The sequence below is a fragment of the Allobosea lupini genome (assembly GCF_900109525.1).
In the GTDB taxonomy this organism is placed as follows: Bacteria; Pseudomonadota; Alphaproteobacteria; order Rhizobiales; family Beijerinckiaceae; genus Allobosea; species Allobosea lupini.
This window is the reverse complement of sequence record NZ_FOAN01000005.1, coordinates 298,617-318,390: the sequence shown is the minus strand read 5'-3', so window position 1 is coordinate 318,390 and position 19,774 is coordinate 298,617. Positions and strand designations below refer to the sequence as shown.

The window sequence follows — 19,774 nt, the reverse complement described above, 5'->3', positions numbered from 1 at the left end:
GGACGGCCCCACCGGGACCGAAGAGGTGGGCCATGAACAACGTCGTCGCGTTTCGGCACTCTGTAATCTCGCGAGCGCTGGCCTGGCCGAACTTGCGCCCGAGCAACGGCACTCTCCTGCGCAGGGCTGCACAGAAGCGATCAGGGCTGGTTGCCGAATGGCGCATCAATGCAGCTGACGGGCGCCTGGAATGCCGCTGGCGCAGCGAAGGCGGGGAGCAGCGCGACGAGGAAGGCGGTTGCCGCTCAGGGTGCAGGTGCGCCGCCTGACAAAGTCGCTCAGCCCGCAAGGCCGGCCATCGGCCGCAGTCACCTCCATCCCGCCGAGGTTTCCATGGCGTTTCTGTCGAACCGCGAAGCCGGGCGCAGCGCGCTCGCCACCCTGGCGCGCAACCGCGTCCTACCCAATCTCTATGACCTGGCGGCGTTCGCGCTGCTAGCCGCGCTCGCCATTCTCGCGCTGCATGGCGCAGCGGCGATGCGCGCGCCGCTCTCGGGCCTACCCACCGAGCCGGTCGTGCTCGATCCGGCGCTGCTGCCGGACTATGCGCTGCGCACGACGATGCGGATGTTCGCCGCGATCATCGCCTCTCTCGCCTTCACCTTCACCATCGCGACGCTGGCGGCCAAGAGCCGGCGTGCCGAGATGGTGATCATCCCGGCGCTCGACATCCTGCAATCGGTGCCGGTGCTCGGCTTCCTGACCTTCACCGTCACCTTCTTCATGGGGCTGTTCCCGGGCAGCCAGCTCGGCGCCGAATGCGCCTCGATCTTCGCGATCTTCACCAGCCAGGCCTGGAACATGGCCTTCTCCTTCTACCAGTCGCTGCGCACGGTCCCCCGCGATCTCGACGAGGTCAGCCGCAGCTTCGGCCTGTCGTCCTGGCAGCGCTTCTGGCGGCTGGAGGCGCCCTTCGCCATGCCGGGCCTGGTCTGGAACACGATGATGTCGATGTCCGGCGGCTGGTTCTTCGTCGTCGCCTCCGAGGCGATCACCGTCGGCGACACCACCGTGCAGTTGCCGGGCCTCGGCTCCTGGCTGGCGCTCGCGATCAAGGAGCAGAATTTCGCAGCCGTGGCCTGGGCCGTGCTGGCGATGGCGATCGTGATCGGTCTCTACGACCAGCTGCTGTTCCGGCCGATCGTCGCCTGGGCCGACAAGTTCCGTTTCGAGCAGACCGCCGGCCAGCGGAAGCCGCGCTCCTGGGTGCATGGCCTCGCCCGGCGCACCCGCCTGCTCAAGCGCCTGACAGCTCCGCTCGCCTGGCTGGGCGGCCGGCTGCTGCTGGTGCGGTTCCGCAGTGTGCCGCCGCTGCGCCATGAGGTCAGCGCGGGGACCAGCGAGACGCTCGACCGGGCCTGGCTCGTCCTGATTCTCGCCATCGGTGCCTGGGCGATGTGGACCGCCATCGCCTATCTCGGGCAGAGCCTGTCCTGGTCAGATGCCTGGGATCCGCTGGCGCGCGGCCTCGTCACCTTGCTGCGCGTCACCCTGCTGATCGCCGTCGCCAGCGTGATCTGGATCCCGGTCGGCGTCTGGATCGGCCTGCGCCCGGGAATCGCCGAGCGCGTCCAGCCGGTGGCGCAGTTCCTCGCGGCCTTCCCGGCGAACGTGCTGTTCCCCTTCGCCGTCGTCGCCATCGTCGCGACCGGCGCCAGCCCCGACATCTGGCTCTCGCCGCTGATGGTGCTCGGCACGCAGTGGTACATCCTGTTCAACGTCATCGCCGGCGCGAGCGCCTTCCCGACCGATCTGCGCGAGGCGGCGAGCGTCTACCAGTTGCGCTCGTGGACGTGGTGGCGGCGCGTCATGCTGCCGGGGATCTTCCCCTATTACGTCACCGGTGCGCTGACCGCGTCCGGCGGCTCCTGGAATGCCAGCATCGTCGCCGAAGTCGCGAGCTGGGGCGACACCAAGCTCGAGGCCTATGGCCTCGGCGCCTACATCGCCAACGCGACCGAGGCCGGCGACTTCCCGCGCGTCGTGCTCGGCATCGCCGTCATGTCGCTCTTCGTCACGCTCTTCAACCGCCTGCTCTGGCGCCCGCTCTATGTGATGGCGGAACGCCGGATGCGCCTCGACTGAACCTTTCCGCAGGAGGATGCCGCCATGAACGAGATCATCGCGACCCGCGATTTCAAGGCCGGGAATGCCACTCCGCTCGTCAGTGCCAAAGAGGTCTGCCAGAGCTACGACAAAGGCGCGGCCGGCTCGCTCGTCGTGCTCGACAAGGTCGATGTCGAGCTTCGGCCTGGCGAGATCGTCGGCCTGCTCGGCCGCTCGGGCTCGGGCAAGTCGACGCTGCTGCGGGCGATCGCCGGGCTGATCCAGCCGAGCGGCGGCACCGTCACCTTCGAGGGGCGGGCCGTGAACGGGCCGAGCTCGGGCGTCGCCGTGGTGTTCCAGAGCTTCGCGCTGTTCCCCTGGCTGAGCGTGCTGGAGAATGTCGAGCTCGGCCTGGAGGCGCAGGGCATCGCGCCGGCCGAACGGCGCAAGCGCGCGCTCGCCGCCATCGACCTGATCGGCCTCGACGGCTTCGAAAGCGCCTATCCGAAGGAGCTCTCCGGCGGCATGCGCCAGCGTGTCGGGCTCGCGCGCGCTTTGGTCGTGCACCCCAAGGTGCTGCTGATGGACGAGCCGTTCTCGGCGCTCGACGTCCTCACCGCCGAGACGCTGCGCACCGATCTGCTCGATCTCTGGTGCGAGGGACGGATGCCGATCGAGGCGATCCTGATGGTGACGCACAATATCGAGGAGGCGGTGCTGATGTGCGACCGCATCCTGATCTTCGGCTCCAATCCGGGCCGCGTCATCGCCGAGCTGAAGGTCGAGCTGCCGCAGCCTCGCGACCGTCTCGATCCCGCCTTCCGCACCTTGGTCGAGGACATCTATGCCCGCATGACCGCGAAGGCCGGCGCGCCGGCACGTGACGGCTTCTTTCCCGGCACCGGCATCGCCATGGCGCTGCCGCGGGTCTCGACCAATCTGATGGCCGGGCTGATCGAGACGATCGCGGGCGCGGCCTACAGAGGGGAGGCCGACCTGCCGCCGCTCGCAGCCGAACTGCACCTGGAGATCGACGATCTCTTCCCGGTGGCCGAGACGCTGCAGCTGCTGCGTTTCGCCGATCTCGAAGGCGGCGACATCAGGCTGACCGCCGCGGGCTTGCGCTTCGCCGACGCCGATGTCGACGGACGCAAGCGCCTCTTCGCCCAGCAGCTCGCGGCCTATGTGCCGCTCGCCGCCCATATCCGGCGGGTGCTCGACGAGCGCTCCAGCCACAGGGCGCCGGCGCCACGCTTCCGCGACGAGCTCGAAGACCACATGTCGGAGGACTATGCCGCGACAACGCTGAAGGCGGTGACGAACTGGGCCCGCTATGGCGAGTACTTCGCCTATGACGAGGATGCCGACCTGTTCACGCTGGACAATCCGAGCTGATGCACGGGCTGGACAGAGCGCTCGGCCATCTGTCTTGTCCGATAGCTTGACTGGGTAGGCCGGTGGCGAAGGGCAGGGCATGAGGCGCGATCGCGAGCGCATGCGCATCGAAAGACCATGGCTCTGGCTCGGCCTGATCGCGGCGATGGCCGCGATCTTCTTGGCCGACACCTTCACCAGCCTGGAGATTGCGGTCGCCGTCCTCTATGTCGCGGTGATCCTGATCTCGGTCAGGTTCGACCGGCCGGCGGTCGTCGTCTCGTTCGGCGCCGGCAGCGCCGTTTTGACGGTGCTGAGCTATCTGCTGACGCCGCGCGGAATCCAGGAGACCGGCCTGGCGAACGGAGCCCTGAGCCTGATTGCCATCGGCGCGACCACCTATCTGGCCTTGCGGATCGGGGAGGCGGAGGCGCGCATCCGCCAGACACAGGCCGAGCTGGCCCATATGGCGCGCGTCACCACCATGGGCGAGCTGGCCGCCTCGATCGCGCATGAGGTCAGCCAGCCGTTGGCCGGGATCGCCGCCAGCGGCCATGCCGCCCTGCGCTGGCTCGCGGCGACACCGCCCGATACCGGCGAGGCCAAGCGGGCCCTGCAGCGCGTCGTCGCCGATGCCGATCGCGCCGGCGAGGTGATCGGACGCGTACGCAACCTCGTGGCCAAGGCTCCGCCCTCGCGCGACAGGCTCGATATGGTCGCACTGATCGAGGAGGTTCTGGCCCTGACCCGCGGCGAATTGCGCAGGCACCGCGTGATGCTCCAGACCGATCTGGCCGATGACCTGCCGCAGCCGCTTGGCGACAAGGTTCAGCTCCAGCAGGTCGTGCTCAACCTGGTGATCAACGCGGCCGAGGCGATGGGCGGCCTGGAGACAGGGCCGCGCGACCTGCTGGTCGGCGCTGCCAGCGACGGTGGCGCGATCACGGTGAGCGTCCGCGACACCGGCGTCAGCCTGGCGCCGGCCGCGATCGAGCAGGTGTTCGAGGCCTTCCACTCGACCAAGCCGGGCGGGATGGGCATGGGCCTGGCGATCAGCCGCTCGATCGTCGAGGCGCATGGCGGGACGGTCTACGCCGCCGTCAATCATCCCCGCGGCATGGTCTTCGGCTTCACCTTGCCGGTGGCTGGCACGACATTGGATCGGCAGCATGGATAGGCAGCCAGCGACCGTCTTCGTCGTCGATGACGATGTCTCTGTCCGCGAGGGGCTCGACAGCCTCCTCCGCTCGGTCGGTTATGCGGTCTCGGTTTTCGCATCGGTGCGGGAGTTCGCGCTGGCCCGGCGTCCCGACACGCCGTCCTGTCTCGTCCTCGACGTCCGGATGCCAGGCCCGAGCGGCATGGATTTCCAGGCCGAGCTGGCCACGCTGAACGATCCGATCCCGATCGTTTTCCTTACTGGCCATGGCGACGTGCCGATGGCGGTGCGGGCGATCAAGCTTGGGGCAGTCGAGTTCCTGCTGAAGCCGTTCCGCGAGCAGGACCTGCTCGATGCGGTGCGTGTGGCGATCGGGAAGGACGAGGCGAGGCGCAAGGACGAGGCGGCACTCGCCGAGCTGAAAGAGCGCTTCGCGACGCTGACGGTGCGGGAGAAGGAGGTGCTTACCTTCGTCGCGCAAGGTCGCCTCAACAAGCAGATAGCCGCCGATCTCGGCCTGAGCGAGGTGACCGTGAAGGTGCATCGCGGCCAGGTGATGCGGAAGATGGGCGCCTCGACGCTGGCCGAGCTGGTCCGGCTTGCCGATCTTGTCGCCGGACAGGAGCGGGCGATCCGATGAGGGTGGACGTTCTCGGGCTGCAGGCCTTCGTCAGCATCGCAGAGCGCGGCAGCTTCCGCGCCGCCGCCTCGCATCTCAACCTGTCGCAGACGGCGCTCAGCCACCGCATCCGCAAGCTCGAGGAATCGCTGGGCACGCCGCTCTTCCTGCGGACGACGCGGCAGGTCTCGCTGACCGCGGCCGGCACCACCCTGCTGCCGCGGGCGCGGCGCATCTTCGAGGACCTGGGCTTCGCCATTAACGAGGTCCGGGTCGACCTGCGCGAGGGCGACGAACAGGTCTCGCTCGGCTGCCTGCCGACGGTGGCGGCGCATTGCATGCCGGCAGTGATCGCAGCTTTCGCCGCGCGCCATCCCGGTGTCGGCGTCCGCATCCACGACAACTCGGCGTCCGAGATCGCCGACAAGGTCCAGTCGGGCGAGGCCGAGTTCGGCGTCACCATCGTCGCCGCCAATCGCTGGGACCTCGAGCTGAAGCCGGTCGTCAAGGAGCCGTTCGTGCTGGTCAGCCATCGCTCGATGCCGCTGGCGCAGGAGGCGTCGCTGACCTGGGCGCAATTGCAGGACGAGCCGCTGGTGCGGATCAGCGCCGAGACCGGCAACCGCATCCTGATCGACGATGCGCTCGGCGCCAGGCGCGAGAGCCTGACCTGGCGCTACGAGGTCCAGCGCGTCGTCACCGCGGTCAGCCTCGTGCGCTCGCGCATCGGCTACGCGGTGGTGCCGCAGCTTTCGCTCGATATCGTCGATGCCGGCGAGCTCGTCGCGATCCCGCTGCGCTCCCCGGCTGTGACCCGCACGCTCGGCATCATCACGCGCAAATCGGTGCCGCTGCGCCCGGTGACGCGCGACCTGATCACGCTCTTGAGCCAGGCGCTGAAGCGCAGCGTCGTGCCGCGGCGAGATGAAGAAAAGTAATCAATCGCTGCATTCTTATCATTTGATGGCAGAATGGCTTTGGCCGACCCTCGCGGCGGGATGAAACGCGCGAGGAGAAGCCAGCAATGGCAGGCGCCAACACGACGGCGATCGCCTTCATCGGCTTCGGCGAGGTCGGCCAGACCTTCTCGCGCGGCCTGCTGGCCAATGACGGCGTCGCCATCCGCGCCTATGACCTGCTCTTCGGTAGCGACGCCGGCGCCCGTCTTGAAGCGGCGGCGCAGGAACTCGGCGTCGTCCGCGCACCCTCGGCGCAGGAGGCCTGCTCAAACGCGACTTTCGTCTTCTCGGCCGTCACTGCCGACCGCGCCGAGGCGGTGGCTACCGAAGCTGCGGTCTGGCTGAAACCGGGCCAGGTCTTCGTCGATGTCAATTCGGCCGCGCCCTCGACCAAGCAGCGGGCGGCGCAGGCGGTGACCGCAAGTGGTGCCGACTATCTCGAGGCCGCGGTGATGGCGCCGGTGCTGAAGCCTGGCCTCAAGGTGGCGATCCTTTCCGGAGGGCCGCAGGCGCAGGCTGCGTCCGAGGCTCTGAATGAGCTCGGCATGAACCTGACGCCGGTCTCGGAGGTCTATGGCCGGGCCTCGGCGATGAAGCTCTGCCGCTCGATCGTGATCAAGGGGCTGGAGGCGCTGATGGTCGACTGCGCCGCCGCCTGCGAGGCCTGGGACGTCAAGGACCCAGTCTTCGCCAGCCTCAACGCGACCTTCCCGTCGATCGATTTCCATGCGCTCGCCGCCGACATGCGCGAGCGCGTCGCCACCCATGGCGTGCGCCGCTCGGCCGAGATGCGCGAGGCGGCGGAGATGCTGGCTGCGGCGGGGCTGCATCCCGGCGTTGCCCAGGCGGTCGCCGACGCGCAGCTGCGCGGGGCTCGGCGAAAGGAGGGGACGCGATGATGCTGGATCGTCGCTCCGTCCTTGCCGGCATAGGGCTCACTGGCTTCGCCGGGCTTACGTCGGTGCGCGCCCAGCCGGAGTGGCCGAGCCAGCTGATCCGGATCGTCGTGCCGTTCACACCCGGCGGCAGCACCGACGTGCTAGCGCGATTGATCGCCAGCAAGCTCGAGCGCAGCATTCCCGGCAAGGGCTTTGTGATCGAGAACCGGCCGGGCGCCGGCGGCATGACGGCCTCGGGGCAGGTCGCCAAATCCGATCCCGATGGGCACACGCTGATGATGGGGCATATCGGCACGCTCGCCTTCGCGCCCTCGCTCTATCCGAACGTGCCCTATGACCCGGTCAAGGATTTCCAGCCGGTGGCGCTCGTCGCCATGCTGCCGAACATCCTGGCGATCAATCCGAAGCTGCCGGCGAAGACGCTCAGCGAGTTCATCGCCTACGCCAAGGCCAATCCGGGCAAGCTGAACTATTCGTCCGGTGGCCAGGGCAGCGCCGCCCATATCGCCACCGCCTATTTCTGCCATCGCGCCGGCATCGAGGCGACGCATGTGCCCTATCGCGGCACGGCGCCTTCGGTGAACGATCTCGTCGCCGGCAACATCCAGTTCACGCTGACGGGCGGGCCGGCGGTTCTACCCTTGGCGGAAGGTGGTCAGCTCAGGGTGCTCGGCGTCGCCGCGCGCGAGCGCGTGGGCTTCGCACCGGACCTGCCGACGCTGTCCGAGGGCGGCCTGCCGGATTTCGAGGCGGTGCAATGGTACGGGATCGTGGCGCCGGCGCGCACGCCACGTCCCGTCGTCGAGCGGCTCAATCGCGAGATCAATACGCTGCTCAGCCAGCTCGATTTCGCCGCGGCGCTGGCCAAGGACGGTGCCATCGCCCGGCCTGAGACGCCGGAAGGCTTCGGCAAGCTGATCGCCTCCGAACTCGTGCTCTGGCGCGAGGTCATCACCCGTTCCGGCATCAAGGCGGCGGAGTGAGCGATGGGCCAGCTCGCCGTCCCCTGTATGCTGATCCGCGGCGGCACCTCCAAGGGCGCCTATTTCCTGCGCGATGATCTGCCGGCCGATATCGCCGCACGCGACGCTGTCCTCCTTGCGGTGATGGGCTCGCCCGACAAGCGCCAGGTCGACGGGCTCGGCGGCGCCCATCCCCTGACCAGTAAGGTCGCGATCGTCTCGCCCTCGGACGAGCCGGGATGCGACATCGACTTCCTGTTCGCGCAGGTCGGTATCGAGACGGCTTCGGTCGATACCACCCCGAACTGCGGCAATATCCTCGCCGGGATCGGTCCGTTCGCGCTGGCGCGCGGGCTGGTGAAGGCTGGTGGCGCGCGAACCACCGTCCGGGTCCGGACGATCAACACCGGCACGATCGCCGACCTCAGCATGGATACGCCGGACGGGCAGGCGAGCGCCGAGGGGGCAGCGCGCATCGACGGCGTGCCGGGAACCTCGGCGCCGATCGATATCGGCTTTCTCGATGCCGAGGGCTCGGTCTGCGGCGCGCTCTTGCCGACCGGCAATGTCGTCGACGTGATCGAGGGCGTGCCTTGCACCCTGATCGACAACGGCATGCCGGTCATCGTCATGCGGGCGGAGGATGTCGGGCGCACCGGCTACGAGCCGCGCGACCAGCTCAACGAGGATGCCGAGCTCAAGGCCCGGATCGAGGCCATCCGCCTCGCTGCCGGGCCGCTGATGAATCTCGGCGACGTCGCCAGGAAGGTCGTGCCGAAGATCGCGCTGGTCGCGCCGCCGCAAGCCGGCGGGGCGATCTCGACCCGCAGTTTCATCCCGCATGAGTGCCATGCCTCGATCGGCGTCTTCGCAGCCGTGACGGTCGCCACCGCGGCCGTCTTGCCGGGCTCGCCTGCGGCTTCGGTCGTCGTGATGCCGGAGGGACGCGAGCGGACGCTTTCGGTCGAGCATCCCACCGGCGAGTTCACGGTGACGCTGACGGTCGGTGGAACCGCAGAGCAGCCGGTGGTCGAGCGGGCCGGGCTGCTGCGCACCGCCCGCATCCTGATGGCAGGGCAGGCCTTCGTGCCGGCCGATAGAGTGCAAGAGGAGCGCATGCCATGAGCGCCCAGAAGACAGGCCTGGTGATCACCGCCCATCCCGGCGATTTCGTCTGGCGCGCCGGCGGAGCTATCGCGCTGCACGCCGGGCGCGGCATGCGCGTCAAGATCCTCTGCCTGTCCTATGGCGAGCGCGGCGAGAGCCAGTTTGCCTGGAAGAAGGCGGGCGTGCAGATGGCGGAGGTCAAGGCGCAGCGCCGCGAAGAGGCGGAAGCTGCTGCGGCAGCGCTCGGCGCCGAGATCGAGTTCATGGATGCCGGCGACTATCCGCTGCGGACAACGCCGGAGATGCTCGACCGAGCGATCGACATCTTCCATGAACTCAATCCGAGCTTCGTGCTGACCCATGCGCTCGAAGACCCCTATAATGTCGACCATCCCGAGGCGACGCGCTTCGCCCAGGAAGCACGCATCATCGCCCAGGCCGCCGGCCACAAGCCCGATCCCAATCGCACCTATGCCGCGCCGCCGGTCTTCCTGTTCGAGCCGCATCAGCCCGAGCAGTGCAATTTCAAGCCGAACGTCATCCTCAACATCGACGAGGTCTGGGAGCAGAAACGCAAGGCGTTCGAGATCCTCGCGGCGCAGAAGCATCTTTGGGAATACTACACCCGCGTCGCGCTCAACCGCGGCATGCAGGGCGGGCGCAACTCCGGCAAGGCGATGACCTATGGCGAGGCCTATCAGCGCCTCTTCCCGGAAGCGCTGGAGACGCTGGCATGAATCCCGTCGTCATCCGCACCAGCAAGCGTGCGCCCGCCGCGGCGATCGCCGATCTCGCCGCGCTCGGCGTCTCCACCACCCATGAGGCGATGGGCCGGAGCGGGCTGCTGAAGCCCTATATGCGGCCGATCTATGCCGGCGCGCAGATCGCCGGTGGGGCGGTGACGGTGCTGGCCCAGCCCGGCGACAACTGGATGATCCATGTCGCGATCGAGCAGGTGCAGCCGGGCGACGTGCTCGTCGTCGCCTGCACGACCGACAATACCGACGGGATGTTCGGCGACCTGCTGGCGACCTCGCTGAAGGCGCGGGGCGGCGTCGGCCTCGTCATCGATGCCGGTGTCCGCGATGTTCGGACGCTGACCGAGATGGGCTTTCCGGTCTGGTCGCGAGCGATCTCGGCCAAGGGCACGGTCAAGGCGACGCTGGGGAGCGTCAACGTTCCGGTGGTCTGCGCCGGGGCGCTGATCCATCCCGGGGACGTGATAGTCGCCGATGACGACGGGGTTGTTGTCGTGCCCAGGCGCGATGCCGAGGCGGTCGCCGCCGCCGGCCGCAAGCGCGAGGCCAATGAAGACGAAAAGCGTAGACGCCTGGCTGCTGGCGAACTCGGCCTGGACATGTACGCTATGCGCGACGGCCTCGCCAAAGCGGGCCTCGTCTATCGCGACGATGACGGCGAATAATCCAACGAAAGCCCCGGCAAGGGGATTGGCCAAACACTCGGGAGGAACGACATGACCATTCGCAGGACGGTTCTTAAAGGAATGCTCGGCCTGGCTCTGGCCGCCTCGGGCAGCGGCGCGGCTCTGGCGCAGGACGCGGTCAAGATCGGCCTGATCCTGCCGATGACCGGCCCCTTCGCCTCGACCGGACGGCAGATCGCCGCGGCGGCCAATCTCTATATCCAGGAGAAGGGCGCGACCGTCGCCGGCAAGAAGGTCGAGCTCATCGTCAAGGACGACACCGGCACGGCCGACGTCACCCGCCGCATCGCGCAGGAGCTGATCGTCAACGACAAGGTCACCGCGATAGCCGGCTTCGGCCTGACGCCGCTGGCGCTCGCGACCGCGCCGCTGGCGACGCAGGCGAAGACGCCGATGGTGGTGATGGCGGCGGCGACCGCGATCATCACCGAGCGCTCGCCCTTCATCGTGCGCACCAGCCAGGTCGTGCCGCAGATCGCGGCGCCTTTCGGGACCTGGATCGCCAAGCAGGGCACCAAGCGCGTCATCACCATCGTCTCGGACTTCGGCCCGGGCCATGACGTCGAGAGCTCGTTCTCGGAGGCGTTCAAGGCCGGCGGCGGCCAGGTCGAGAACATCCGCGTGCCCCTGCAGAACCCCGATTTCTCGCCCTTCCTGCAGCGCGTCGCCGACGCCAAGCCCGAAGCGCTGCTGGTCTTCGTGCCATCCGGCGTCGGTGCCCAGTTCATGAAGCAGTTCGTCGAGCGCGGCCTCGACAAGAGCGGGATCAAGCTGATCGGCACCGGCGATCTGACCGATGACGATATTCTCAACGGCATGGGCGATGTCGCGCTCGGCGTCATCACCGCCCAGCACTATTCCGCCTCGCATGACAGCCCCGAGAACAAGGCCTTTGTCGAGGGCTTCAAGAAGGCCAATCCGGGCCTGCGCCCGAACTTCATGGCGGTCGGCGGCTATGACGGCATGCACGCGCTCTATGAGGGACTGAAGAAGACCAAGGGCGAGGGCGGTCAGGCGCTGGTCGACGCGATGAAGGGGATGAGCTGGACGAGCCCGCGCGGGCCGATCTCGATCGATCCCGAGACCCGCGACATCATCCAGAACGTCTACATCCGCAAGGTCGAGCGCGTGAACGGCGAGCTCTACAATCAGGAGTTCGAGACGATCCCCAACGTCAAGGATCCGACCAAGGCGAAGAAGTAAGCCTGGCAGGGCGGACCCGACGTGCTCACCATCCTGTTTGACGGCGTCGCCTACGGCATGATCCTGTTCGTGCTGGCCTGCGGGCTGTCCGTGACCATGGGGTTGATGAACTTCGTCAACCTCGCCCACGGCGCCTTTGCCATGTTCGGCGGCTATGTCACCGTGCTGGCGATGCAGCGGCTCGGCCTGCCGTTCCTGTGGGCGCTGCCGGCGGCCTTCCTCGCCGCTGCGCTCGCGGGCTTGCTGCTGGAGCGGCTGGTCTACCGGCCGATGTACGCCAAGAGCCATCTCGACCAGGTGATGTTCTCGATCGGGCTGGTATTCATGGCCGTCGCCGGTGCCGACTACCTGATGGGCTCGAGCCAGCAATTCGTGCAGCTGCCGGCCTGGCTGAGCGGGCGCTTCGATCTCGCCGGCATCGGCGTCGGCCGCTACCGGCTCTTCATCATCCTGCTCTGCGGCGCGCTCGCCTTCGCGATGCAATGGGGCTTCACCCGCACACGCTTCGGCAGCCGGCTACGCGCCGCGGTCGATGATGCCAGGGTGGCGCGCGGCCTCGGCATCCCGGTCAACCGGCTGTTCGCGCTGACCTTTGCCTTCGGCTCCGGTCTTGCTGGCCTCGGCGGCGCGCTCGGCATTGAATTGATGGGGCTCGATCCGACCTTCCCGCTGAAGTTCATGATCTACTTCCTGATCGTCGTGACCGTCGGCGGGACCTCGACCATCTCCGGTCCGTTCTTCGCGGCGATGCTGCTGGGGGTCGCCGATGTCGGCGGCAAGTATCTCGTGCCGCAGCTCGGCGCCTTCATCATCTACGCGCTGATGGTCGTCCTGCTGATCACAAGGCCGCACGGGCTCTTCACGAGGAGCCGGGCATGAAGGCCGACAGCATCGAGGCGCGCGTCCGGCGCTCGCTCTATGGCGCACGGCGCTGGCATCCGGCCGAGATCGTGTTCTGGGTCCTGGCGCTGGCGGCCTTCTTCCTGCTGCCGCGCCAGCTCCTGATCCTCAACGAGATCGCGATCCTCGGGCTGTTCGCGCTCTCGCTCGACCTGATCCTCGGCTATGCCGGCGTCGTCTCGCTCGGGCATGCCGCCTTCTTCGGCTTCGGCGCCTATGCGGCCGGGCTCTTCGCCAAGCATGCCAGCGCCGATCCGCTGGCGGGGCTCGCGGTCGGAATGGGAGCCGCCGGCCTGCTCGGGCTGATCAGCAGTCCGCTGATCCTGCGCGGCAGCGACCTGACACGTCTGATGGTGACGCTCGGTGTCGCGCTGATCCTTGGGGAATTGGCCAACTCGCTCGGCTGGCTCACCGGCGGCGCAGACGGGTTGCAGGGCATCATGATGGGGCCGGTGCTCGGCCTGTTCGAGTTCGATATCTTCGGCAGCGTCGCCTATCTCTATTCGCTTACCGTGCTATTCGTGCTGTTCGTGCTGGCGCGCCGCATCGTCGGCTCGCCCTTCGGCCTTTCGCTGCGGGCGATCCGCGACAACCCGCTGCGCGCTGCCGCCTCGGGCGTGCCGCTGCACTGGCGGCTCGTCGCGGTCTATACGCTCGCGGCCGCCTATGCCGGGGCGGCGGGGGCGCTGCTCGCCCAGACCACGCAATTCGTCTCGCTCGACGTGCTCGCCTTCCATCGCTCGGCCGACCTGATGCTGGTGCTGATCATCGGCGGCGCCGGCTATCTCTATGGCGGGCTGATCGGCGCGGTTGCCTTCAAGCTGCTGCAGGACGTGATCGCGAGCTTCACGCCGCAATACTGGATGTTCTGGATCGGGCTGTTCCTTGTCCTCTTCGTCCTCGGCGGCCGCGAACTGATCCATGGCGGGATCAAGGCGGTTGTCGGCCGTGTCGCGCGCCTCGGCCGGAGGGCGTCGACATGAGCGTGGCGCTCCAGACCTTCGATCTCTGCAAGAGCTTCGGTGGCATCACCGCGACCGACCATGTCGACTTCACGCTGGCAAAGGGCGCGCGCCACGCGCTGATCGGTCCGAACGGCGCCGGCAAGACCACCTTCGTCAACCAGTTGACCGGGGTGCTGCGCCCGAGTTCCGGCCGGGTCGAGCTGATGGGCGAGGACATCACCACGCTGCCCCGCGAGGCGCGGGTCGGGCGCGGGCTGGCGCGCACCTTCCAGATCAACCAGCTCTTCGGAACGATGACGCCTGTCGAGATGATCGCGCTCGTCACCTCGGAGCGGCTCGGCCGCGGCCGGCAGCCCTTGCGTGCCCTCGACAGGGACAAGGAACTCGTCGCCGAGACGGCCGAGATCCTTGCCCGCTTCAGGCTCGACGACATCATGGACGAGCGGATCGCGACCTTGCCCTATGGCAAGCAAAGGCAGATCGAGATCGCCGCCGCCTTCGCGGCGAGGCCGAGCGTGCTGCTGCTCGACGAACCGGCGGCGGGCGTGCCCGAGGCCGAGCGACGCGAGCTGATGGCGATGGTCGCCGGACTGCCGGAGGACGTCTCGGTCCTGCTGATCGAGCACGACATGGACCTCGTCTTCCGCTTCGCGACGCGCATCACGGTGCTGGTCAATGGCCGCCTGCTCGCCGACGGCACGCCGAGCGAGATCGCCAATGATCCGGCCGTTCGCGCCGCCTATCTCGGGGAGCATAGCCATGGCTGAGCTCCTCGAAGTCGAACGCCTCAGTGCCGGCTATGGCGAGGCCCAGGTGCTGTTCGACATCGATCTTTCGCTCGCCGAGGGGCGCTCGCTGGCGCTGCTCGGCCGCAATGGCGTCGGCAAGACCACCCTGGTCAACAGTATCATCGGCGTCACCCGCCGCCGCGGCGGTCGGATTGTGCTTGCAGGGCGCGATCTCACCACGGCGACGCCCGAGCAGCGTGCCCATGCCGGCATCGGCTGGGTGCCGCAGGAGCGCAACATCTTCAAGTCGCTGACCGTGCTGGAGAACCTGACTGCCGTCGCGACGCCGGGCGCCTGGACGACCGAGCGCGTCTTTTCGATGTTCCCGCGCCTCGCCGAGCGCAAGGCCAATCTCGGCAACCAGCTCTCCGGCGGCGAGCAGCAGATGCTGGCGATCGGCCGGGCGCTGATGCTCAATCCGAAGCTGCTGCTCCTGGACGAGCCGACCGAGGGGCTGGCGCCGATCATCGTCGAGGAATTGCTGCGCGCACTGAAGCGGCTCGTCCGCGACGAAGGGCTGTCGGCGATCGTGATCGAGCAGCACGCCCGCAAGATCCTCGAGCTCACCGACGAGGCGATCGTGCTCGAGCGCGGCCGCATCGTCCTCGCCGCGGGGAGCGCCGAGCTCCTCGCCGACCCGTCACGGCTGGAGCGCCATCTCGGCCTCGCAGCCGCCTGAACCAACGACAGAACCAGTGAAAGGAAACGCCATGAGCCAGAGACAGAAGCCGCCGTTCCGGGGCGACATGGTCGGCAGCCTGCTGCGCAGCGCGCCGGTCAAGGAAGCCCGCGCCAAGCTCGCCGCCGGTGAGATCGGTCAGGCCGAACTGACCGCGATCGAGGACGAGGAAATCAGGAAGCTCGTGCGCAAGCAGGAGGAGGTCGGCCTGCAGGCTGTGACCGATGGCGAGTTCCGCCGCGCCTTCTGGCATTTCGACTTCCTCGACGGACTCTCCGGCGTCACCAGCTTCGAGACCGATTCAGGCATCCAGTTCAAGGGCGTCACGACCAAGGGCCATGCCGTCCGCGTCACCGGCAAGCTCGACTTCCCGGACGATCATCCGCATCTCGCCCATTTCAAGTTCCTCGCCTCGACGACCAGCCGGGTGCCGAAGATGACGATCCCGAGCCCGTCCATGCTGCACTATCGCGGCGGCCGGAAGGCGATCGATCCGAGTGCCTATCTGCGGATCGAGGACTATTACGAGGATCTCGGCAAGGTCTACGCCAAGGCGATCAAGGCCTTCTACGATGCCGGCTGCCGCTATCTGCAGCTCGACGATACCAGCCTGTCCTATTTCTGCGATCCCGAGCAGCGCAAGATGCTGGCCGAGCGCGGCGACGACCCGGAACAGCTGGTCTTCATCTATCGCGACGTGCTCAACGCGGCGCTGAAGGCGAAGCCCGCCGACATGCAGATCACCACCCATACCTGCCGCGGCAATTTCAAGTCGACCTTCATCGCCTCTGGCGGCTACGAGCCGGTCGCCGAGATGGTCTTCAACGAGATCAATGTCGACGGCTATTTCATGGAGTGGGACGATGACCGCTCGGGTGGCTTCGAGCCGCTGCGCTTCCTGCCCAAGGGGGACAAGCAGGTCGTGCTCGGGCTGGTGACCTCGAAGTTCGGCGAGATCGAAAGCAAGGACAATCTCAAGCGCCGGATCGAGTCGGCGTCCAAATACGCGCCGCTCGAGCAGCTCTGCCTGTCGCCGCAATGCGGCTTCGCCTCGACCGAGGAAGGCAATGTCCTGGCCGAGGACGAGCAATGGGCCAAGCTCTCGCGCATCCTCGAAGTTGCCAAGGAAGTCTGGGGATGAGCAGCGAGCCCTGCTTCGACATCGCCCATCTCGGCCATGTCGAGCTCTTCACCAACAAGCCGCAGGAGAGCCTCGACTTCTTCGTCGAGATCTTCGGGCTGACGGAGAGCGGGCGCGAGGGCGACAGCGTCTACCTGCGTGCCTGGGACGATTACGAATTCCACACGCTGAAGCTCACCGCGGCGGAGACGACCGGTGTCGGCCATATCGGCTATCGCGCCTCAAGCGAGGCGGCGCTCCTGCGCCGCGTCGCGGCGATCGAGGCGATGGGCTGCGGCATCGGCTGGAGCGAGGGCGATCTCGGCCATGGCCGGGCCTATCGCTTCCGCGATCCGGACGATCATGTCTTCGAGATCTATTTCGAGACCAATAAGTATGCCGCTCCTGAAAAGGAACGGCCTGCCCTGAAGAACCAGGCGCAGCGCAACCATGGCCGGGGCTGTGCCGTGCGCCGGCTCGACCATCTCAACCTGCTGGCGCAGGACGTCGCGGCGATCCGCGACTTCATGCCGAAGGCGCTGGGCAGCCGGGTGACCGAGCAGATCGTGCTCGATTCCGGCGAGGTCGGCGGCTGCTGGTTCACCGTCAACAACAAGAGCTACGACATCGCCTATACCCGCGACCACACCCCGGCGCGCGGGCGCTTCCACCATGTCACCTATGCCGTCGACCAGCGCGAGCACATATTGGAGGCGGCCGATCTCTTTCTCGAGAACGGCGTTTTCATCGAAACCGGGCCGCACAAGCACGCGGTGCAGCAAACCTTCTTCCTCTATGTCTATGAACCCGCCGGAAACCGCGTCGAGATCGCCAATGCCGGCGCGCGCCTGATCCTCGATCCCGACTGGCAGACCGTGACCTGGACGGAAGAGGAGCGGAAGAAGGGCCAGGCCTGGGGGCTGAAGACGATCGAGAGTTTCCACACCCACGGCACGCCGCCCTCGGCGAAGGGGTAGGGCGCGCGCTATGTTATTTAACGCGAGTCGTCCCGGGCGTAGCGAAGCGAAGACCCGGGACCCATTCCGGAACCTCTTTCGGATAGGCTCCGGAATGGATCCCGGGTCAAGCCCGGGATGACAGCGTTTTTCCGTGAGAGCTCAGCAGGCTTGGGGACGATCACACCACTTCCGAGACGATCTTGGCGATCAGCGCGTTCGACAGGATGACGGGGAGGCCCCCCGCGGCCGCCTCCTGGCGATGCCGCTCGACGAAGCCCATGCAGTCCATCAGCAGGATGTCGGCGCCGCGCTCGGCGAGGGCTTCGGCCGCCTCCGCAACGGAGGCGCCGTCGCCGCCATAGGGCGAGGCGGCGGCGTAGATCGGCGGACGGGCGAGCGGCGCCCATTTCCCGGCCTCGGAGGCGATCTGCTCGGCGAGCGGCACGATGATGCCGAGCTGGGCATCCTGGACCAGTGCCGCGACCGTCGGCGGCAGGATGCGATCGGGCTCGATCAGCCGGGCGCGCTTCGTGCGCAGGCTGGCGAAATGGCCGGTGCAGAGCATCAGGATCGTGCTGCAGCCGGTGGCTTCGAGCGCGCGGAGCTTGGCCTGCGCCGCCTGCTCGGTACGCTCCCGGTCGATGACGACGGAGGTCCCGTCGAGCAGCCTGGTGATCAGGAGCGCGCCATCTGGCTCGGGCGCGAAGTCGCGGTCGATCTCTGCGCGCGACAGGCCGTCGAGCACGCCGGCATGCTGGCGCGGCAGCTCCGAGCCCAGCACGGCATCGAGGATCGGCGTGATGTCGGCGCGCGGCGCCTGGCCGATGGTGAGAGTGCCGAGCTTAGCCATGGCGCTTCCTTCCTGATGTGAAGCGGCTCGGGCCGGTGCCGGCCCGAGCCTTAAGCCCTCATGGCTTGTTGAAGTTCTTCAGGACGGAGTCGAAGAAGGAGAAGATCGCATCGCCGGCGATGACGCCTGCGGCGAAGACCTCCATGTCGCCGTCGCCATCGGCGCCGCGCAACTTCTCCCAGATGAGACGGCAGAGGATACCGGCCAGCACCGCCCAGCCCGCCATCGGGAAGTTGATCAGGAGGCCGGTGGCGAAGAGCACGCCGATCTGGCGCTTCGGCCCGCCGATGAATTGCAGGATCGCGCCGGGGATCGCCCAGAGGAAGAGCTGCCAGGCGACGCCGGGCGCGACGCCGGCCTTGATCGTCGCGGCATAGACCTTGTCGACGGGGGCGACGAGGTTCCGGTCGAAGAAGGACTGGTAGGAGACCAGCACGACCGCGCCGGCGATGACGAAGGCGAACATGGCGGCGAAGAGCTGCTGGCGGCGGCCTTCGCGCTCGAAGGCGGGATCGACGCCATTGCCGCGCAGGAGATAGCCGGCCTTGAGGTCGTAGCCCATGTCGGCGAAGGCGGGGCCGGTCGCGGCCGAAAAGCCGACGAGCAGCGCCAGCGCCGGCATCGGGAAGCCGAGCAGCATGCCGATGATCAGGGTGATCAGCGCCACCGCGAAGGCTGGGAACCAGCCGGAATGCATGGCGGCGAGGCCGACGATCAATTCGTGCACATAGGCCGCGAAGGCTGCGTAGAGCACGAACAGGATCAGCATGCCGATCGACATGTCGGTCATGAGCCCACCGACCAGAGCAAGGAAGACGGCGATGACGAGATAGCCGATGGTGCCGAGCCCGAGAGCGCGCTTCACTTCGGCATCGGTGGTGCCGGAGGCGGCTTCGGCCTGCCTCTGCGCCTCATTGCGGCGGAAGAGCAGCAGGCCGACCTGGAGCAGTGCGACGAGGCCGGCGCCGATCATGAAGCCGTGCGGGATATAGGCGGCCATCAGGTCGCCCTTGGGGATGATCGTCTCGAAGAGCGGGCCGCCGAAGATCGGGCTGGAATAGCCACGCAGCAACAGACCGACGCCGAACATAGCCAGCGCCCAGATGTTGCCGATGAAGGCAACGCCGAAGGCCGACATCGGAATGCTCGACATCGCCGCCGAGCCGGCGAAGCCGATCCAGGCCAGCGGCACCTTGACGAAGCCGACGAGGATCGCCGTGACGAAGCCGACGCCCATCAGCACCGCCTTGCGCCCGCCCTCGTCGCCGGCCTTGATCGCCTCGGCGGCGGCGACGCCCGGCGGCCACGCGCCGGTTGCCGGGAAGACGCGGGAATCGAACATCCGGTACAGCAGGTAGCCGTCGAGCAGCATGGCGAAGAAGGCGCCGGCCAGCATCGGCAGGACGAGGTCCGGCCGGCCGAGCAGCCAGGGGATGCCGACCGGCAGCAAGAGGCTGTTCGCGGCGCCGAAGGTGGCCGAGGAGATAGCGCTCTGGGCCAGGTTCTGGACGTGGATCGAGCGATAGCGCGCGAAGATCGCGAGCGGCACGCGCGCCAGAGCCATGGCGGCGAGCGCGCCGATCAGCGAGGTGTTGGCTGTGATGCCGAGCGATACCAGCAGCTGCATCCCGATGATCGCGCCGAAGACGCAGAGGATCGCGATCAGCGCCAGCGTCGCCGGCTCGAACAGGCTGGGGTGCCGCTGAGGCACTCCGTCATTCTGCGTCGTCATGCCTTACGT

At 67.6% G+C, this 19,774-nt stretch carries 19 protein-coding genes; 17 read left to right on the top strand and 2 right to left on the bottom strand.

Translation table 11 applies throughout. From position 1 onward, the window contains the following. Nucleotides 1-333: 333 nt before the first annotated feature. The 17 genes from BMZ21_RS16900 (at nt 334) to BMZ21_RS16820 (ending at nt 17,201) form a co-directional block, all read left to right on the top strand. Nucleotides 334-2,085, top strand: coding sequence for an ABC transporter permease (locus tag BMZ21_RS16900; protein ID WP_091836695.1), 1,752 nt, complete (start codon nt 334-336; stop codon nt 2,083-2,085). A gap of 24 nt (nt 2,086-2,109) precedes the next feature. Continuing rightward, nucleotides 2,110-3,441 carry an ABC transporter ATP-binding protein gene (locus BMZ21_RS16895; RefSeq protein ID WP_091836693.1) on the top strand — a complete coding sequence of 444 codons (1,332 nt, stop codon included), beginning with the start codon at nt 2,110-2,112 and terminating at the stop codon, nt 3,439-3,441. A 79-nt stretch (nt 3,442-3,520) separates the two neighbouring features. Beyond that, the gene (locus tag BMZ21_RS16890) at nt 3,521-4,597 is read left to right on the top strand and encodes a sensor histidine kinase (protein WP_091836691.1); all 1,077 of its coding nucleotides are present in this window, start codon (nt 3,521-3,523) and stop codon (nt 4,595-4,597) included. Further along, complete coding sequence (locus BMZ21_RS16885; protein ID WP_091836689.1) at nt 4,590-5,219, top strand: response regulator transcription factor; 630 nt, start codon at nt 4,590-4,592, stop codon at nt 5,217-5,219. The genes BMZ21_RS16890 and BMZ21_RS16885 overlap by 8 nt, the downstream gene beginning before the upstream one ends. Beyond that, nucleotides 5,216-6,136: a LysR family transcriptional regulator gene (locus BMZ21_RS16880; protein ID WP_091836685.1), complete on the top strand. Its 921-nt coding sequence runs from the start codon at nt 5,216-5,218 to the stop codon at nt 6,134-6,136. The genes BMZ21_RS16885 and BMZ21_RS16880 overlap by 4 nt, the downstream gene beginning before the upstream one ends. Nucleotides 6,137-6,222: 86 nt before the next feature. After that, nucleotides 6,223-7,056, top strand: a complete 834-nt coding sequence (locus BMZ21_RS16875; protein WP_091836682.1) for a DUF1932 domain-containing protein — start codon at nt 6,223-6,225, stop codon at nt 7,054-7,056. Further along, nucleotides 7,053-8,039 carry a Bug family tripartite tricarboxylate transporter substrate binding protein gene (locus BMZ21_RS16870; protein ID WP_091836680.1) on the top strand — a complete coding sequence of 329 codons (987 nt, stop codon included), beginning with the start codon at nt 7,053-7,055 and terminating at the stop codon, nt 8,037-8,039. Before BMZ21_RS16875 ends, BMZ21_RS16870 begins: the two co-directional genes overlap by 4 nt. A gap of 3 nt (nt 8,040-8,042) precedes the next feature. Continuing rightward, a complete protein-coding gene (locus BMZ21_RS16865; RefSeq protein ID WP_091836676.1) occupies nt 8,043-9,143 on the top strand; it encodes a 4-oxalomesaconate tautomerase in 1,101 nt (366 codons plus the stop codon). Next, complete coding sequence (locus BMZ21_RS16860; protein ID WP_091836674.1) at nt 9,140-9,862, top strand: PIG-L deacetylase family protein; 723 nt, start codon at nt 9,140-9,142, stop codon at nt 9,860-9,862. The genes BMZ21_RS16865 and BMZ21_RS16860 overlap by 4 nt, the downstream gene beginning before the upstream one ends. Then, nucleotides 9,859-10,548 carry a 4-carboxy-4-hydroxy-2-oxoadipate aldolase/oxaloacetate decarboxylase gene (locus BMZ21_RS16855; protein WP_091836672.1) on the top strand — a complete coding sequence of 230 codons (690 nt, stop codon included), beginning with the start codon at nt 9,859-9,861 and terminating at the stop codon, nt 10,546-10,548. Before BMZ21_RS16860 ends, BMZ21_RS16855 begins: the two co-directional genes overlap by 4 nt. Nucleotides 10,549-10,599: 51 nt before the next feature. Further along, complete coding sequence (locus BMZ21_RS16850; protein WP_091836670.1) at nt 10,600-11,772, top strand: ABC transporter substrate-binding protein; 1,173 nt, start codon at nt 10,600-10,602, stop codon at nt 11,770-11,772. 21 nt (nt 11,773-11,793) lie between these two features. Continuing rightward, nucleotides 11,794-12,651, top strand: a complete 858-nt coding sequence (locus BMZ21_RS16845) for a branched-chain amino acid ABC transporter permease (protein ID WP_091836668.1) — start codon at nt 11,794-11,796, stop codon at nt 12,649-12,651. Further along, nucleotides 12,648-13,655 (top strand): branched-chain amino acid ABC transporter permease, encoded by a 1,008-nt coding sequence (locus BMZ21_RS16840; RefSeq protein WP_091836666.1) that lies wholly within the window; start codon nt 12,648-12,650, stop codon nt 13,653-13,655. The genes BMZ21_RS16845 and BMZ21_RS16840 overlap by 4 nt, the downstream gene beginning before the upstream one ends. Continuing rightward, on the top strand, nt 13,652-14,404 hold the full coding sequence (locus tag BMZ21_RS16835) for an ABC transporter ATP-binding protein (RefSeq protein ID WP_091836664.1): 753 nt from the start codon (nt 13,652-13,654) through the stop codon (nt 14,402-14,404). Before BMZ21_RS16840 ends, BMZ21_RS16835 begins: the two co-directional genes overlap by 4 nt. After that, nucleotides 14,397-15,104, top strand: a complete 708-nt coding sequence (locus tag BMZ21_RS16830; RefSeq protein ID WP_091836661.1) for an ABC transporter ATP-binding protein — start codon at nt 14,397-14,399, stop codon at nt 15,102-15,104. Before BMZ21_RS16835 ends, BMZ21_RS16830 begins: the two co-directional genes overlap by 8 nt. 31 nt (nt 15,105-15,135) lie before the next feature. Then, the gene (locus BMZ21_RS16825) at nt 15,136-16,245 is read left to right on the top strand and encodes a 5-methyltetrahydropteroyltriglutamate--homocysteine S-methyltransferase (protein WP_091836659.1); all 1,110 of its coding nucleotides are present in this window, start codon (nt 15,136-15,138) and stop codon (nt 16,243-16,245) included. Then, nucleotides 16,242-17,201, top strand: coding sequence for a catechol 2,3-dioxygenase (locus BMZ21_RS16820; RefSeq protein WP_091836656.1), 960 nt, complete (start codon nt 16,242-16,244; stop codon nt 17,199-17,201). The genes BMZ21_RS16825 and BMZ21_RS16820 overlap by 4 nt, the downstream gene beginning before the upstream one ends. A 160-nt stretch (nt 17,202-17,361) precedes the next feature. On the opposite strand, the gene BMZ21_RS16815 is transcribed toward BMZ21_RS16820, so the two are convergent. Continuing rightward, the gene (locus tag BMZ21_RS16815; RefSeq protein WP_091836654.1) at nt 17,362-18,033 is read right to left on the bottom strand and encodes an AroM family protein; all 672 of its coding nucleotides are present in this window, start codon (nt 18,031-18,033) and stop codon (nt 17,362-17,364) included. Nucleotides 18,034-18,091: 58 nt separating this feature from the next. Beyond that, the gene (locus tag BMZ21_RS16810) at nt 18,092-19,765 is read right to left on the bottom strand and encodes an OPT/YSL family transporter (RefSeq protein WP_091836652.1); all 1,674 of its coding nucleotides are present in this window, start codon (nt 19,763-19,765) and stop codon (nt 18,092-18,094) included. Nucleotides 19,766-19,774 lie beyond the last annotated feature (9 nt).